This is a genomic window from Pedobacter sp. BAL39, from assembly GCF_000170795.1.
GTDB lineage: Bacteria > Bacteroidota > Bacteroidia > Sphingobacteriales > Sphingobacteriaceae > Pedobacter.
This window is the reverse complement of record NZ_ABCM01000004.1, coordinates 279525-295273: the sequence shown is the minus strand read 5'-3', so window position 1 is coordinate 295273 and position 15749 is coordinate 279525. Positions and strand designations below refer to the sequence as shown.

The following is a 15749-nucleotide window of genomic DNA, read 5'->3' as shown; positions in this document are numbered from 1 at the left end:
TTCCTACTAATGGCTCATGTATTTTTTTAACCTTTGTTGTGCCTGTCCCTTTACTTTATGTTTGAAAAAAGAGGTCCAGCCAATCAGTATACCTGTCAGGCCAAAAGCCTGTGTCGCCCATGTGTAGAAGTCAAAGTGATCGTTATGTCGCAGGATCTTTCCATCCTTAAAAATAAAGCTACCGTCAATTTTATTGATTACTTTGTTTCCTGTGGAGGAGAATGTATAAACTGCTTCCCAATGCGCGCTTCCTGAATGATCGTCTGCACGTATATCGCTGAAGTTGACCTGCATGTCTTTGGCGCCGCTAACCAGCATTGCCCACATCGCTTTAACTTCATCTGCAGTCAGGTTGCTGAAAATGGAATCATTAAAGACCGCCTCATCATGGTAACAAGACTGCATACCAATAAAATCGGCATTTTTAAAGCAGGTATAAAAAGCATGTAACAGCGCTTCATTGGGATTCATAGTGTTGTCTTTCCCCTAAAGCTAAGGAATATAATCAGAAAGGTTAATAAGATTTTCCTGCCAGAATTCCTTCAATCCTGTCCAGCAGGTCGTCGATATCAAAAGGTTTGGCGAGAAAGCCGTTTGGCCTGATCTCTCCATGCTGGACATTTTGCTCCGTGTACCTTGCAGAAATCATCAGCACAGGAATGTGCGCGGTGCTGGCCTCAGACCTTAGCTGCTTTAACAGCTCCCGGCCATCAGCATCTGGAAGCATGATGTCAAGAATCACAAGATCAGGTTTGAAATCAGCAATGTGAAGCATCATGTTCTCGCTTTTATTCAGGCCAGATACTTTGTAAGCCTCGCTTTGAAGAATTAATGTGATCACATCCAGAATGGCATGATTATCCTCAATAACAAGTATGTTTTTATAAATTTTTGAGCTGTTTGCCAAATCGGGGTATTTTTAAGAGTACAAATATATTTAAGAAGATTGATTTGTTTACATATTATTTGATTATTGTAAACAATTTTTTTTAATGGCCTTTAAATACCCTTGTGGGCCATTGTTGACGATCTTGGTCGCTGCAAAATACTGATATGGTGACTTTTGTGAAATTTTTTTTTGGTCAGATGAAACCTTTTGAATCTTGTTGCGTCTTATTATTAGTTTTTAGGTTAGTACGAAAGGTGTAATTGTGGCGATTGCACCTTTTTTATACCATCCCAACGTGGCTATCAGCCCTCTAATCTCTATCAAAAAAGACTAAAAGTGAGGTAGATAAGTTTCTGTATCTACCATTGCCTTTAGTTCATGAAGAATCGTATACAGTCCGAAGTTGGTGCGGTTCACATAGATAAAATGTTTTACACCTCTGGCCTGCTTAAACTCAGGCATCTTCGCAATCTTGTCGCCGTAGTTATACAGCTGTTTGAAAAATTCCGGTTCACTGAAGTCGAAAGATTTACTGGTATAGGGTTTTGCAAATAAGGTAATCATCTCCAGGTAAGCTTTATAATAGAATTCTATTTGTATGTCGGTATCTTCGGGATGAATCATTTCCAGCTGGCGGAAGGCTTCAATGGTTTTTGCTTTGTCGTTGATAACATCTGTAGAAATCAACGAAAAGAAGGGCACATAAAAGTCGTCTGGCAATTCTTTAATACAGCCAAAATCAATTACCCCAAGTTTTTCATCAGTCGTGATCATGAAATTTCCCGGATGTGGATCAGCATGGACCGCCCGGAGCTGATGTTGCTGGAAATTATAAAAATCCCATAATGCCTGTCCAATCTTATTTCGCAGCTCCTGTGAAGGATTTGTTTTTAAAAATTCCTTGAGGTGAAGACCCTGGATCCAATCCATGGTGATGATGCGTTTACCCGAAAGCTCCGGATAATATTTCGGAAAGGTGATGTTGTTCAGGTGTTTGCAAGCTTCGGAAAACTCGACTGACCTTTTTACTTCCAGCTCATAATCTGTTTCTTCCAGCAGGCGCTCTTCCACTTCTTTGATGTAGATATTAAGTTCCTTCTCGCTCATTCCGAGCAACCTGAATGCAAAAGGTTTTACCAGCTTCAAATCTGATGAAATGCTGTCGCCCACCCCAGGGTACTGAATTTTAACCGCCAAAGTTTTTCCGTCAAGGGTGGCCTGGTGTACCTGCCCGATGGAAGCCGCATTCGTCGAATGTAAATTAAAATGATCGTAAATCTGATCCGGCGTTTTACCAAAGATCTTGCTGAAAGTTCTTACAATTAGTGGTCCGGAGAGCGGAGGGGCATTGTATTGAGATTGCGTGAATTTGTCGACATATGATTTTGGCAGGATATTCTTGTCCATGCTCAGCATCTGTGCTATTTTTAATGCACTACCCTTCAGCTCACTGAGTGACTTGTAAATGTCAGTGGCATTGTCTTCATTCAGCTCATCTCGGCTCAATTGCGGATTAAATAGCTTTTTTGAATAGTGTTTGATGTAATTTCCCCCAATCTGAATGCCTGTTTTTACAAATTTCGCAGACCTTTCAGTTCTGGTCACCGGGATACTTTTCTGTTCTTTCATGGATTATTTATAGTCCCATCTTTTCCTTAAACTTTCCATTTCTGGAAAGGAATTTTCCGTACTCCAGCAGGTTGTCTATTGGAGAATGTTGGAAGAGGTCGAAGGTGACATTGATCCCCTTCTCAATTGCTTCATCTGTTTTTTCAAAACCGATACTCTCATCACCAACCCAGAAATTCAGGATGAAGCCAAACTGCAACCACAAGGCATCTTTATAACGCTTGCTCAAAAACCTGCGTTCGGCTAGTTCCCCACTTTCCAGCCCTTCATTTATCAATTCTTCGGCGAAGTTTTCGAAGATGGGCTTTACACCAGATAATATCGCCGGCATACCCAGTTTGTTTTGGTGTTTTTTAAGACTATATAGGATGAAACTCCGCTGGCGTTTCAACACTTCTACATAACTGTAAAAAAAGTTTAATACGCGTTCGCGTGATGAATACTGTTGCCAGACTTCCTGTTGCTGGATGGTGCTGATGGTTTCTATGGTCAACTCTACCCATATGAGTCGCTCTATACTGTCAAACGAAGCGTAAAACTCGTAGAAATCTGCTTCAGAGATTTTAAGTTTTTTTACAAAGCTATAGACAGACTTAGGTTGCTCGTCATTGCTGAGTACGAAGTCGATGTATGCGGTTTTTATTTGCTGAGACGTTGCCATTCTTTTTTTATTTAATAACGTTTTACGAACCTGCTTAGTTTAACAATTTTCCAATATAGCTGATTATTTGATCATTACTGTGTAATTTTCCATTAGGCTTTTGACGTATCGGTAGAACCTGAATTGCTTTCCCTGCCGTGCAAATGCCACATTGTGTAGAAAAGGTGTAATTCCTAGCTTCCTCAGCTGGATGTATATTGAGATTTATGTCTAAAATTGACTAGTTTTGGGCTTTAGTTTGAAAAGGAGGAGGTCACATATCAATCGTTTTCTGTCGGCAATATTGCTGATGGTCTTCGCTATTGCCTTAACTCCATTTTCTGCTTTCCATCATCATGAGGAAGAACCAATATGCGCAGCAACAGGTAAGATCTGTGCTCATACCGTTCACATTCATAGTCATTCTGATAACTGCCTGGTCTGTGCGGCCCATTTTGAGAAGAACTATACGGCAACACAAAATCATTTTGAAACTTATTTCCTCTCAAAACCATTGTTGAAAACCTTCAGTGTATGTGCGGGAAGTTACGTTGCCCTCATTGGCACCGCTCTTCGGGGGCCACCCTCTGTTTAGGCTTTTTAAGTTTGATAACAATGGAATGAACGCTATGCGTTTGTTGATTTTTTATTGGCATTTTTTAGCCCATATCTCTATTACAATTCACACATCCTGAAAACGGCTCCGGCCATCCCGAATGCTAAAAATGCCGTTCGGGAAAATGATATATAAATGAAAAAGATAACTTTATTCATCACCGCATTATTATATACAATCAGCAGCTTCGCTTCCGGATTTTCGGAACTGCGTGGACAGGTAAAAGACGCTGCCACCAATGCCCCGCTTTCGGGTGCGACCATTTACATTACCGACCTGAAGGCGGTTACAACAACCAATGCTGCCGGCGAGTTCAACCTCAAAAATATACCTTCAAAAGGCAGATTCCTGCTCGAGGTACGCTATGTAGGCTATAAAACCTTTTCTCAGGTTGTAGACCTTGCAAAAGGAACAAACCTTGAGGTATTGCTCGAATCTTCTGTAGTGGAAAGTGCAGAGGTCGTCATTACCGGATCACCATTCAGCTCCAACAATAAGACCAACAGTCTATCTGTGGTTACCGTTGGCAAAGATAAGCTGACTCAGGCGGCTGGTACAAATCTCATTGATGCGGTAGCCAGGATTCCAGGAATATCACAGGTAAGTACAGGAGGAGCAATCTCCAAGCCCACCATCCGGGGATTGGGCTACAACCGTGTGTTAACTATGGTTGATGGTGCCCGCGAAGAAGCCCAGCAATGGGGAGATGAGCATGGTATTGAAGTAGATCAGTTCGCCGCGGCGAGGGTGGAAATCCTCAAAGGACCAGCCAGTTTGTTATATGGCTCCGATGCTCTGGGTGGTGTCATCAACATTATCGACGATGTCGTTCCGGCACCCGGGGTATTTAATGGTAGTTTTACCAGTGCTTACAGCACTAACAATGGACTGACTGCTTCATCACTGATGCTTCAGGGAAACGATAACGGCTTTGTTTATCGTGGTCGTGCCTCCTATAAAAATGCTTACGGCTTCGGATATAAAGATGCAGTCGTACCAAACTCCGGTTTTGATGAGTTCAATCTCAATGGAATGGTTGGACTCAACAAGAGCTGGGGATACTCTCACCTGACCTTCTCCCGTTTTCATACCAATATCGGCCTGGTAGAAGCTGGCCCTGATGGCGACGGAAATTACCTCGACGAAGATGGCAATGTCATTACCAAATCTGTAGCCCGTGAACGTCGGCTGGGACTGCCTTATCAGGACATCAACCACTACCGCGCTGCGCTGAACAGTAACTTCATCCTTGGCAGTGGTCAGCTGAAAACAACTTTTGCTTTTCAGCGTAACATGAGAAAGGAATTTGAAGAAAGACTTCAGGAACCAGGACTGAACCTCAATCTGAACTCTTACACCTACGATGTAAAATATTACTTCCCCAATGCAGGTAAATGGGAACCTGCAATTGGCGTACAGGGTATGTATCAGGATAACGTCAATAAAGGCGACGAGTTTCTGATTCCTGATTACAGCAGCAATAACATTGGCGCGTTCTTCTATCTAAAACGCAACTTTGAAAAAGGGGCAATCAATGTCGGTGCTCGTTATGATTATAAAAAGATTAATGGCGATGAGCTTACTGCTGATGGAGAGCAAGTGTTTGCCGCATTTGACAATAGCTTCTCCAATGTCTCAGGATCTTTAGGTTTCTCATTTGAAGTCGCTAAAGATTTGGTGTTTAAAGGAAATGCAGGTTCCGGATTCCGTGCACCAAATATCGCAGAACTCGCAGCAAATGGACGCCATGAGGGGACTTTTCGGTATGAAATCGGCAATAGTAACCTTAAACAGGAAACCAGTCTTCAGTTTGACCTCGGACTTGAATATACAGGTAAGAATGTAACGCTGGGTCTTAATGCGTACGCCAACCGCATCTACAATTACATCTATCCGGGAAATTTCAATAATGAAACAACGGATCTGATCAATGAAGATGGGACAGCAGAGACATTGCCGGTGTATCGTTTTGTGCAGACCGATGCAGACCTGATTGGCGGGGAAGCATCTGTGGATATACACCTGATCAAATCCTTACATTTTGAAAACTCCTTTGCTTATGTTAAAGGTACCAATCGCGATAATGATCAGGCACTGCCTTTCATTCCGGCAGCTAGTCTGAATAACGAACTGCGCTTTGAGCCTAGCATTAAAGGGATGACCGACAGTTATATCAAAGTTGGATTAAACAATGTTTTCAAACAGTCAAGATTTGATGATTTTGAAACGCTAACCAGTGGTTATACACTTTTAGACGCCGGAATAGGTACTGCCATCCGCACTGCCAAAGGAAAATTCAACATCTGGATTACCGGACAGAACTTGCTGGACAAGAAATATTTCAATCACCTTAGCCGCTATAAGCCCGAGGGAATTTACAATGCCGGACGCAATGTGACGTTTGGTGTCAGCGTACCTTTCTTGTAGGACTTGAGTGTACTCAGTCAGCTATTCCAATGAAAAGGTAGTTGGGGTATTGTTTGTCTTAATTATCCTTCCTGAGGCCGTATCATAATTATGATCGGCCTCTTTTTGTATAGATAGGCCTATATCGGAATGCTTTATTTGTTTATCTCCATATCGACATTACATCACAAACTGCTTCATCAAAGAAAAATCATATTTAAATAAATACAGTATAATGGTTTGAATCTAAACTATTATCCCGTTAACTTTATATTACTCATTAAAATTATTGTAGTCATCAATATTCGGGAACCGGAAAATCCATCTCCGCTCCAGGTAAGCCTGACGAACTTGATCATTTACATAAATGAAACTTTATGGAGAAAAATAAAATGGAGCTGGCAATATCGCTTGGCCGTTCGATGGCCGAATTGAGAACTTTTATGCGTCAATACATCCAGGAGAAAATCAAAGAGGCAAAGATTGACATCACCTTTGAGATGCTGGAAGTGATGTCCTTACTATGGAAAGAAGACGGCATCAACCAGCAGGAAATTGCAGATCATATCCTTAAAGATAAGTCAAGCATGACGTACCTTATCGACAACCTGGTCAAAAGAGAACTGGTATTGAGAACGGAAGACGAAAAGGACAGGCGCAATAGACTGATCCTGCTGACCAATGAAGGTCGCGAGCTGAAGAACACCCTTCAGCCTTGGCTTGAAGAAGTATATTCCATCGCAACCGCAGACCTTGATGCCGTTGACCTCAAAAGAGCAGTGCTCACCCTGGAGAAGATGATAGATAGCCTACGGTAGTTTTGTTCGGAAGGAATAGTTAAATAATTGATAGTTGAACTTAGCAATATAATAGATACATGAAAACAATATTGATCCCTCTAGATTTTTCAGAGACATCTGCAAACGCACTAAAGTATGCCAGCAACCTCCTCAAAGCGCTCCATGTAAGTAGGGTAATTCTCCTGAAGACCTTTTACAAATCCATCTACGAACAGCTGCTGCCTTCTGCAGATTTTGTGCAGCTGAGTAATGAAGATATGCTGGAGGAAAGGACGGAGATCAATCAGCAGCTAAAAGTACTTGCCAATGAGTTGCTAAGCAATTGTAACCCTGATCTTCAGATAGAAACTGTACTGAGTGAACGTCCTCTGCTGCGGGCTGTCCATGACGTGATTGAACGGCAAAAACCAGACCTCATTTTATACGGCAGCGACAGTGCCAACGGACATGAAGAAAGCTACATCGGCGAGCAGGTCATTGCCATCGCTAAGACCAGCCCTGTTCCGGTGCTGATCATTCCTTCTGATGTCAGCTACCAGAAGATCAGCCGGGCATTGATCCCCTGCGACTTCGCCATGACCTCCCGCCTCAATCCTGTCAGCAGCTCCGGCAGTCCCCTCAGATGGTGGAACCCGCAACTCACCATACTGAACATTGACCCGCGGCATTCACATCTTGAACATGAAGCTGAACACCTCAGTGCCCTGGAAGATTTTCTTTCAGGAATGGAATATAAAGTAAGCTACAGTGACGATGAGGATGTGGTGAATGGAATTCTTTCGTTTGCAGATGAGCAGGACCTGCAACTGATTGTCGCCCTCCCCGGCAAATATAGTTTCTTCCGTAACCTGACCCATAAAAGTACAACGGAAGCCATCACACTCAATGCGAAGCATCCGATCCTGATCCTCAAATAGTGTCCTTAAAAACAATCGCCCAGGCCACCACCGATGTTTTCAGTTCTCTTCTGGAGCGTTATCAAATGGAAACCACAAAGGCTTAGACAAATGTATGCGTGTCGCCCCTGTTCATCAGGAAATGGTGCGATTTTTGAATATATGGAAAATAAATTTAGTATTTATTTTATGCCACATAGTCAAGCGTTATTAGCCGCCTTAAAAAGCAGTAATTTCCCGGAAACTGCAAACTTATTGGAGAACTCAGGTGCCATCAAACTCGAAGTATCAGAATATGAGTGGTCACAGCTACTCGATCAATTGCTTAGAGAAAAAGCCTTTGATACGCTGTTGCTGTTGCTCCAGCATAACATCATTGAAAAAGACATCTACGAATATGATACTTTCAGAGCTTCGTTGTTTGAGAAAATTCTTAGATACAGACCTGTAGATGAAGATTTCCTGGGTTTCCTGGAACGCTTTTTTTCAGAACTGGACAATATTAATGACGAAGTTAAAGGACAAACACTGTTCTCCTGGGCGCTTGACGAAGGTGCAGACCTGTTTTTCTTTAAGGCTCTGATAGCTGCAGGATTTGACCTGGGCCAGGTAAACAGTGCGGAGCAGGGTTACCTGCATCAGGTTGCGCAGAACACAAGGGTTAAACCGGAAACCTCCATGGAACTTGCGGAACTGCTACTCTCCGAGGGGGCAGATGTAAATGCACAGGACATCGTCAGGAAAACACCATTAATGACCGCCCTGTCACGAAATAAAAAAGCACTGGTTTCCCTGCTCATGGAACATGGTGCTGATGCCAATCTTCCTGACCAAACCGGAGAAACACCTTTCTATTATGCTGTGGTAGCACTGCTGGACCCGCAACTTTACGAAGAGATGCGCAACCACCAGCAGCCCGATTCTGACATCCAGACCAGGGATGGTGTAACCATCCTTTTTGAATATTTAAAGCGGATGAGCAACAGAGCGTCTGAAAACGACATCCGCCTGCTTAAAAGCCTTATTGAAGATGGTGCAGATCTATTGCAGCCTGCCATCTTTTACGGCAACGAAAAAACTCCCCTGGACGTCAGTGCCGAAAAATCTTTCGAGGTCTTCAAAACCATCATCGATCTGGATAGGGTGGATGTCAACCACGCTGATGATCATGGGGATACGCTGCTTCATAAAGTCTGCGCCTACAACGTCAACTATGATCAGGACATGGCTAAAGACACCTATAGAAAAGTAAAATACCTTCTTGAGCGTGGTGCCAATCCCAATGTGACCAATAACAAAGACCAGAGTCCGATGGACCTGGCTTCCACAGATAACCTGAAAACAAAAACCGTAGCATTGCTGCTGGCTCATAAATCCTGATTCCTATGTCCATGTCATTTATAATTGCCTGTGAATCGGGCAAAAGAAAAATTGCTGAAATACTACTTAAAAACCAGGAAGTAGATGTTGCCTATACCGATGAAAAGGGCAGAACAGCGCTTCATTATGCCGCCCACCGCGGCTATCTGGATATTGTCAAGGCCTTAATTGAGGCTGGTGCCGTGCTGGATTACGAAGACCACCACGGGGAAACACCGCTTTTTTTTGCATGCCTTCAAAAGCAGAAACAAACCGCCGTTTACCTGTTGGAGCAAGGTGCCTCGACAAGCATCAATGACCTGCAGGGTAACAGTCTGTTACACCTTACTGCCAGGACCTCACAACTGGAAATCCTGAAGCAGCTGCTTGACAATGGCATGGAGGCAGACTTGGAAAATAATCAGGCAGAGACACCATTGTTGGTGGCATCATGCTTCCGTAATAAAGAGGTAGTCCTGGAACTGATCAACCATGGCGCCAATGTCAATGTTACCGACAAAGCAGGGAATACCCCCTTAATCAATGCAGTGGGGGCTAAAAGCATGCCTGTCATTGAAACCCTATTGCAGAATGGAGCGGATGTCAATCATGCCAACCACGCCGGCGAGACACCTCTGTTGTTCGCCTGTTATCAAAACAACAACATGGTCATCAAGCTGTTGGTGGAACATCATGCAGACCTGAAGGTCTCGTCCAACAGTGGCCTGTCTCCCATCTGGTACGCCTGCAATCACAACCAGAAAGAGATTGTGGCCCTGTTCCTGGAGCAGGGTATCGAAGTCAACTATAGCAAACCGCTCAGCCAGGGCGATGACGACATGAGCTCTTACCTGGATTGGGTGCAAACCGCCAATAATCTGTCAGCCGATAGCGGTTATAACCTCGGGCCAGGGTATGAACCCGGGGGCGAAAGCCTGCTTCACGTGGCTGTAAAAAATGGCCACCTCAGTCTTGTAAAACTACTGGTAGAGAAAGGTGCCTTAGTCAACATTCAGGATGAAAGCGGCAACACGCCTTTACACTATGCAGCAGCAAATGGCAAAAAGGACATCGTCAGGTATCTGCTGGAGCAGAGAGCCGATACCGCGGTGGTCAACGTAAAGGAACAAAAGGCCATCGACTATTCGAACATCAAGGGCTTCAACGAAATTACACAGCTGCTCCTCGATTTCGGACCTAAGGACACCGCAAAAAGTCAGCCTGAAACAGCTCAGGCAGTAATGGAGACGAAAGCGGGTGCTGCTGATGACATGGCAACGAAGAAAAAAGCCCTTCTGGATTTAAAGGACTTGCTCGATGTAGGTGTGCTTACACAGGAAGAATTTGATGCAGAGAAAATGAAAATCCTGAAAGGCTAACTATTTACCACATAACAAGGCCTCCGAAAAACAGCCGATGATGCTTCCGGAGGCCTTGTGCTATTCTGTTGTCGCTGTCTATCGTGGATTTTGGGATAAGCGGGAATTGGTAATTACTTCCTGTGGAATCAGCAGCGTATACCTGATGTCATTTGCAGGCAATGTAAATGTCGTTGATGCACCACCGGCGGTAACAGTTCTGCTCAGGTTTTTCCTGAAGCGCTCGTCCTTATTCAGCCTTCTCAAATCCGTCCACCGCTGTCCGCGCATCACCAGTTCTTTCCTGCGCTCCGTTAAAACTTTTGCCAGTGCATCGTCGGCACTTATTGCCGTCATATTGGTATAACTTCCGGTGACCCACCTGTTGCGGAGCAGCATATTCAGGTCTGCCATCGCCAGGTCTGCCCGGTTGGAGCGCGCATAACACTCGGCCCTCACGAGGTACAGCTCATCGACAGACAGTCCGTTAAAAAGAGTTGAGCTGGTTGTTGGCTCATAGTTGCCGGTAAAGCGCCAGGTTCCTTCATTCACATCCAGGTTGGGCTTGAAAAAGACGGTTTTCCTAAGGTCATTGTCGGCATAGCTGTTCACGAGGTCCAAGTCAATCTTTGCAGCATTGCTGAATGGATTACCAGGACTCAGGAAAGTGCTGCTGGCAAGGATAGAATGAAAGATGACCTCAGGATTGTAACGTGCAAAGGGTGTATTTGAAGATGGATCCTTATTCACCGCCGGACTGTTATAATCCAATAATGCAGCACGTAGCTGCAGTGCTGAGTTTGCGGCCGACATGGCATTGGTGTAATCCTCCATGGAAAGGTATACCCTGGCCAGCATGGCAAAGGCCGCCGCTTTATTCGGTCTGGTTGCCATTGAAGAAGTTTCATTCAGCATTGCTGCGGCTTCGATGAGGTCTGCTGCAATGCGGTCGTAAGTCTCCTGTACAGTGCCTCTGCCAGGTGTGTCATTGATGTCCGAAACCAGATGGATGGGTACCCCCATGTCCTGTGACGCTGTCGGTCCGTAGGGCTTAGCATACAACTGTGCAACCTGAAACAGCGCATAAGCCCTAAGGAACAATGCAGATCCCCTGAGGTTATTGAGGGCAGCCTGTGTTTCCCTGCCCTGCAGCTTTGCCAGGGTTTCCAGCACCAGGTTGGTGTGGTATATTTTGTTATATGGCCTTACCCACTGGAAAGAATTCAGGCGGATGGCCTGCATGTCCCAGGTATACACACTCTGATCTTCGATGCTGGTATAGGTATCGCTGTAAGTCAGGTCATTGATATAGTAGTCATCGGCAGAGCCCTCCCCATCGAAAGGGTAGTCGGAGTTGAACAACTCGTAATTGTCCATAATCAACTGACAGTCATTGGCGGTTTCAATCGTAGATTCCGTGCTGGTCTTTTTGATGTCCACAAACTTCTGGCAGGAGGTAAGCAACACACAAATGGTTAGGATTAAGCCGGTTTGTTGAAATATTTTCATGGTAATGGTGATTAAAAGTTAGCAGATAAACCGAAGCTGTATGATCTTGGCGTAGGGTAGTCAAATACCTCAGGATCGATCCCCAGCTTGTTAGCTCTCCAAAGGATGCCCAGGTTGTTCACATTGGCGTAAATCCTCGGGTTTTTGATGAACCAGTTCTTTTTGGTTTCAAGGCCGTAAGAAAGGTTGATCTCCTGCAAACGGATATGATCGCCCTTAATCACGTTAGTGTCCGAGTAGTAATAGAAATTGTCCCTGTTCTGACTGCCGGATGAAACTACTGCTGATGGGACATTGGTCTTTGTCTCGTCGCCAGGCTGCTGCCACCTGTTTGCAAATTCTGCACCCTGCAGTGCCCCTCTGGAGGTATACAATGATGAGTAGTTAACCACCTGCGACAAAGGTCTGCGTGTAAAGTAACCTAGTTTATACTGAAGGTTTGCCGATACTGAAAATGATTTGTAACTGAAAGTATTTCTCAGCGATCCGAAAAACACCGGTACCGCCGAGCCGAAATAGTGTGCCTCAGATACAGCCGCATTCTGGATGTTGCGATAGTTCGTATTTCCTGTTCCGTCATTGGAAACCGATACAATTGTGCCGTCTACATAACCTCGTGGGTCTCCTGTAAGTGGATCCAGCCCGGCCCATTTGTAACCGAACAACCTCGATAAATCAAAACCCTCATTGTAAGATCCTGTGCTGTTGCTTACCACACCTCCCGCGGTATTGGTATTGGCAGCATACAACTTCGTTACCTTCACTCTGTTGTAGCTGAAAAGGAAATTGCTGGTCCATCGGAACTTTTCTGCTTCAATGTTTACAGAATTGAGTGTGATGTCCATCCCATACCCGGTAAGGTCGCCGGTGTTGTAGGTGGCGTTAGTAAACCCGGTACTTGGATCCAATGCACCACCGGCAAGCAGGTCACTTGTTTTTTTGTTGTAATACTCAATACTTCCCGAGAGGCGGTTGCCTTTGAATCCGAAATCTATACCCAGGTTCCAGATGCCTGTTTTTTCCGGGCGCAATAAGCTGTTGGATACCGATCCACTAGGCTGTGTCGCTGCATAGGGAACTTCATAATTGCCATAGTCAATATAGGTGATCAATGGCCGGGATACAACCAGTGGGTTCACGTTGCCATTGTACCCGAAGGTCGCCCTGAACTTTAACATTGGTACCAGGTCAAAATGATAGAAGGACTCGTTGTTGATGTTCCAGCTTCCCCCAAAAGAGAAGTAGGGCGTGCCCTTCTGATTGGTTCCCTGACCAAATTCACTGGAGATGTCTTTCCTGATGCTGGCCGACAACGTATAACGCCCATCGTAGGTGTATGCAGCATTTGAAAACCAGCTGAAAGTCCTGATCCTGTTGTCCAGAAAAGGATTGTTCACCCTGGGAACAAGCTCACCATTGTAACCGTTAAAATCTTCCGCAAAAAGAATAGGAATGAGTCCACTGAAGTTAATGTCGTTGTCGCTTTTCAGGGTATGCTCGTCATAGCCATAGTAGATGTTGGCATTGGTGATGCTCTTGTTTTCCGCAATATCCGCTCCGGCGATGGCCGAAATCTGATGTTTGTCGGCAATGGTCTTATCGAAGTTCAACTGACCCCTCAGTGTCTGGTTGGTCGACTTGCTCAGGTTGGTCTGGTATTGTCCCCCCAGTGGAATACCTCGTACGAAATCAGGTACATCCTCATAAGTCATGGGGTCAGAAGAGTACGGGGAAGTGGTGAAGTAATTGACCAGGTTACGCATGTAAAAGGAATTTTGCCTGTACAGCGTGTTATCGTCATTCCTGCCACTGTTATAATTGTAGGAAAGCTGTGCAGAGACTCCGGGGATAATCCTGTAAGTCGCGCCAAAATTGATGTTTACATTTTGCGATTTGATCCTATTGTAGCCTTCATTGATGTCTTCCAAAGGCCTGTAGCGGAAACTGAGCAGCCTACTGCCATATTCCGATTCCAGGAGGTTTAGCAATCCCGGGCGGTAAATTTTTGTAAGTTCCAGCGGATTGCCGGCGCCATCAGCGAGCATGGTGTAAGGGTAAAAGGTGTTGTTGGTCACTCCGGTGATGGCATTCTCGGCAGCCTGATCATTGGTCTTCTGAATGTTAAAGGTGATGTTGCCCTGCAACTCGAGGTTTTTTACCGGACGTGCAGAAAGATTGTAACTCAATGCCAGCCGGTCAGCACCAGACTGTTTCGTATTGTTGATGGTGCGGTCATAACCTCCTGATAACCTGTAGTTAACTAGCTCAGAGCCACCGTCTACTGCCAATGAATAACTTTGGTTCACCGAGTTTCGCAGGAAATATTTATCATAATCATTTCTGATGTCATTGCCCCGGAGTGCATCCAGCTGTGCCATTGCCTGCGCTTCTGTAAGTGTGTTTTCAAATTTCCAGGAATTCATGATCTCCGCAACTGGCGAAACCGGTTCCTGTCCGTATAAAGCGGAGATGCTGTGGGCCGGCAGTGGCATGTTGGCCGTATTGAATTGTAAGACCTGTGCATCTACAAAATCTGAAATGCTCATCGTCTTGTTATAAAACAGATCAACTTTTTCAGTTATGCTCACATTGCTGTTGAAGGAAACTTGTGTAGGCTTATTGTAGCGTCCCTTCTTTGTCTTTACCACGATGACGCCATTTGCCGCCCGTGATCCCCATATTGAGGCAGCTGCGGCATCCTTCAGGATGGTAATGCTCTCCACATCATTGGGGTTTACCTTGTCGATGGAGTAAGGACTGGCGATACCATCGATGACTACCAGCACCTGGCCACTGGTGTTCTGTGTATTATAGTTCAATGTGTTTTTACCCCTGATGGTTAAATTGGTAAGTGGTGATTCCTTTGCATTTGGTAGACTTGAGTTGCGCACCCGCAGGTCATTCCTGAAGTCCATACTGGTGGTGATGCCTTCCAGCCGTCTCAATAGGTTTGGATCGGTGCTGTGTTGCAACTGTTCCTTGGTAATGACTTCGAAAGATCCTGTTGCACGTTCTTTAGGCAAATCCTGATAACCTGTAGATACGATATTCACTTCGTTGATCGTATTCGCCTGCAAGGTCAGGCGGATGTCGAAATCCTGCTGGTCATTGATGGCGATCGTATCTGGTTTATAACCTACGTAGGTAATGATCAGGCGCCCTTTGTTGGGAGCATTGGAGATGCTGAACCTGCCTGAAGCATCGGTGGTAGTCCGTAGCTTGGTGCCATCAATCCGGACTGATGCTCCCGGTAAAGCTGTTCCGTCCTGATTGTAGACATGGCCGGAAATGGTAATGGCATTGATATACTCCGCCAGACGGTCGAGCAATGTCCGCTCCCTCGCCTTAATTACGATGATGTGGTCATCAATGGTGTAGGTTAAAGGTTGGTTCTCGAAGATCTTGTCGAGCACCAGCTTCAGCTCTGTAGCCTTAACATTGATGTCGATGGGTTTTGCGTCCCTGAGCAACTGTGCAGTATACACAAAATCATACTTGCTCTGGGCCTGGATTTTTGTGAACAGCTGTTTTAAGCTCGCATTTTTTTCGGCAAGCGTAATCTTCTGGGCAAAGCCAGTGGCGCTTACCTGCATGATGCTTACCAATAAAATGACGGTGGTCAGTCGCATAATTAGCAAAAGTTGATA

The 15749-nt window shown here is 44.9% G+C and carries 12 protein-coding genes; 6 read left to right on the top strand and 6 right to left on the bottom strand.

Going from position 1 to position 15749, the window contains the following annotated elements; all coding sequences use genetic code 11:
• Window positions 1-6: 6 nt before the first annotated feature.
• The 4 genes from PBAL39_RS07665 to PBAL39_RS07650 all read right to left on the bottom strand — a co-directional run bounded on the left by PBAL39_RS07665 (window position 7) and on the right by PBAL39_RS07650 (window position 3179).
• A complete protein-coding gene (locus PBAL39_RS07665; protein WP_008240051.1) occupies window positions 7-471 on the bottom strand; it encodes a nuclear transport factor 2 family protein in 465 nt (154 codons plus the stop codon).
• Between the two features lie 43 nt (window positions 472-514).
• On the bottom strand, window positions 515-907 hold the full coding sequence (locus PBAL39_RS07660; RefSeq protein WP_008240050.1) for a response regulator transcription factor: 393 nt from the start codon (window positions 905-907) through the stop codon (window positions 515-517).
• Between the two features lie 312 nt (window positions 908-1219).
• Entirely contained in the window at window positions 1220-2518 is a 1299-nt protein-coding gene (locus PBAL39_RS07655; RefSeq protein ID WP_008240049.1) for an AarF/ABC1/UbiB kinase family protein, read from the bottom strand.
• Window positions 2519-2525: 7 nt separating this feature from the next.
• Entirely contained in the window at window positions 2526-3179 is a 654-nt protein-coding gene (locus tag PBAL39_RS07650) for a TetR family transcriptional regulator C-terminal domain-containing protein (RefSeq protein WP_008240048.1), read from the bottom strand.
• A 226-nt stretch (window positions 3180-3405) separates the two neighbouring features.
• On the opposite strand from PBAL39_RS07650, the gene PBAL39_RS25555 reads away from it, so the two are divergent.
• The 6 genes from PBAL39_RS25555 to PBAL39_RS07625 all read left to right on the top strand — a co-directional run bounded on the left by PBAL39_RS25555 (window position 3406) and on the right by PBAL39_RS07625 (window position 10614).
• The gene (locus PBAL39_RS25555; RefSeq protein ID WP_198139790.1) at window positions 3406-3753 is read left to right on the top strand and encodes a hypothetical protein; all 348 of its coding nucleotides are present in this window, start codon (window positions 3406-3408) and stop codon (window positions 3751-3753) included.
• Window positions 3754-3909: 156 nt separating this feature from the next.
• Window positions 3910-6201: a TonB-dependent receptor gene (locus PBAL39_RS07645; RefSeq protein WP_008240047.1), complete on the top strand. Its 2292-nt coding sequence runs from the start codon at window positions 3910-3912 to the stop codon at window positions 6199-6201.
• 356 nt (window positions 6202-6557) lie between these two features.
• A complete protein-coding gene (locus tag PBAL39_RS07640; RefSeq protein ID WP_008240046.1) occupies window positions 6558-6998 on the top strand; it encodes a MarR family winged helix-turn-helix transcriptional regulator in 441 nt (146 codons plus the stop codon).
• Between the two features lie 59 nt (window positions 6999-7057).
• Window positions 7058-7897: a universal stress protein gene (locus tag PBAL39_RS07635; RefSeq protein WP_008240045.1), complete on the top strand. Its 840-nt coding sequence runs from the start codon at window positions 7058-7060 to the stop codon at window positions 7895-7897.
• A gap of 168 nt (window positions 7898-8065) precedes the next feature.
• Window positions 8066-9256: an ankyrin repeat domain-containing protein gene (locus PBAL39_RS07630; protein ID WP_157273941.1), complete on the top strand. Its 1191-nt coding sequence runs from the start codon at window positions 8066-8068 to the stop codon at window positions 9254-9256.
• Between the two features lie 11 nt (window positions 9257-9267).
• Window positions 9268-10614, top strand: coding sequence for an ankyrin repeat domain-containing protein (locus PBAL39_RS07625; RefSeq protein WP_232282909.1), 1347 nt, complete (start codon window positions 9268-9270; stop codon window positions 10612-10614).
• A gap of 78 nt (window positions 10615-10692) precedes the next feature.
• Here PBAL39_RS07625 and PBAL39_RS07620 read toward each other — a convergent pair whose 3' ends face one another.
• Both PBAL39_RS07620 and PBAL39_RS07615 read right to left on the bottom strand, forming a co-directional pair.
• On the bottom strand, window positions 10693-12102 hold the full coding sequence (locus PBAL39_RS07620; RefSeq protein WP_008240042.1) for a RagB/SusD family nutrient uptake outer membrane protein: 1410 nt from the start codon (window positions 12100-12102) through the stop codon (window positions 10693-10695).
• 11 nt (window positions 12103-12113) lie between these two features.
• Window positions 12114-15731: a SusC/RagA family TonB-linked outer membrane protein gene (locus PBAL39_RS07615; RefSeq protein WP_232282908.1), complete on the bottom strand. Its 3618-nt coding sequence runs from the start codon at window positions 15729-15731 to the stop codon at window positions 12114-12116.
• Window positions 15732-15749 lie beyond the last annotated feature (18 nt).

What these genes read in the sequence shown, in the direction of transcription:
- PBAL39_RS07665 (WP_008240051.1), bottom strand. Translation starts at nt 471, where the DNA reads ATGAATCCCAATGAAGCGCTGTTACATGCTTTTTATACCTGCTTTAAA.
- PBAL39_RS07655 (WP_008240049.1), bottom strand. Translation starts at nt 2,518, where the DNA reads ATGAAAGAACAGAAAAGTATCCCGGTGACCAGAACTGAAAGGTCTGCG.
- PBAL39_RS07650 (WP_008240048.1), bottom strand. Translation starts at nt 3,179, where the DNA reads ATGGCAACGTCTCAGCAAATAAAAACCGCATACATCGACTTCGTACTC.
- PBAL39_RS07645 (WP_008240047.1), top strand. Translation starts at nt 3,910, where the DNA reads ATGAAAAAGATAACTTTATTCATCACCGCATTATTATATACAATCAGC.
- PBAL39_RS07640 (WP_008240046.1), top strand. Translation starts at nt 6,558, where the DNA reads ATGGAGAAAAATAAAATGGAGCTGGCAATATCGCTTGGCCGTTCGATG.
- PBAL39_RS07635 (WP_008240045.1), top strand. Translation starts at nt 7,058, where the DNA reads ATGAAAACAATATTGATCCCTCTAGATTTTTCAGAGACATCTGCAAAC.
- PBAL39_RS07630 (WP_157273941.1), top strand. Translation starts at nt 8,066, where the DNA reads ATGCCACATAGTCAAGCGTTATTAGCCGCCTTAAAAAGCAGTAATTTC.
- PBAL39_RS07625 (WP_232282909.1), top strand. Translation starts at nt 9,268, where the DNA reads ATGTCATTTATAATTGCCTGTGAATCGGGCAAAAGAAAAATTGCTGAA.
- PBAL39_RS07620 (WP_008240042.1), bottom strand. Translation starts at nt 12,102, where the DNA reads ATGAAAATATTTCAACAAACCGGCTTAATCCTAACCATTTGTGTGTTG.
- PBAL39_RS07615 (WP_232282908.1), bottom strand. Translation starts at nt 15,731, where the DNA reads ATGCGACTGACCACCGTCATTTTATTGGTAAGCATCATGCAGGTAAGC.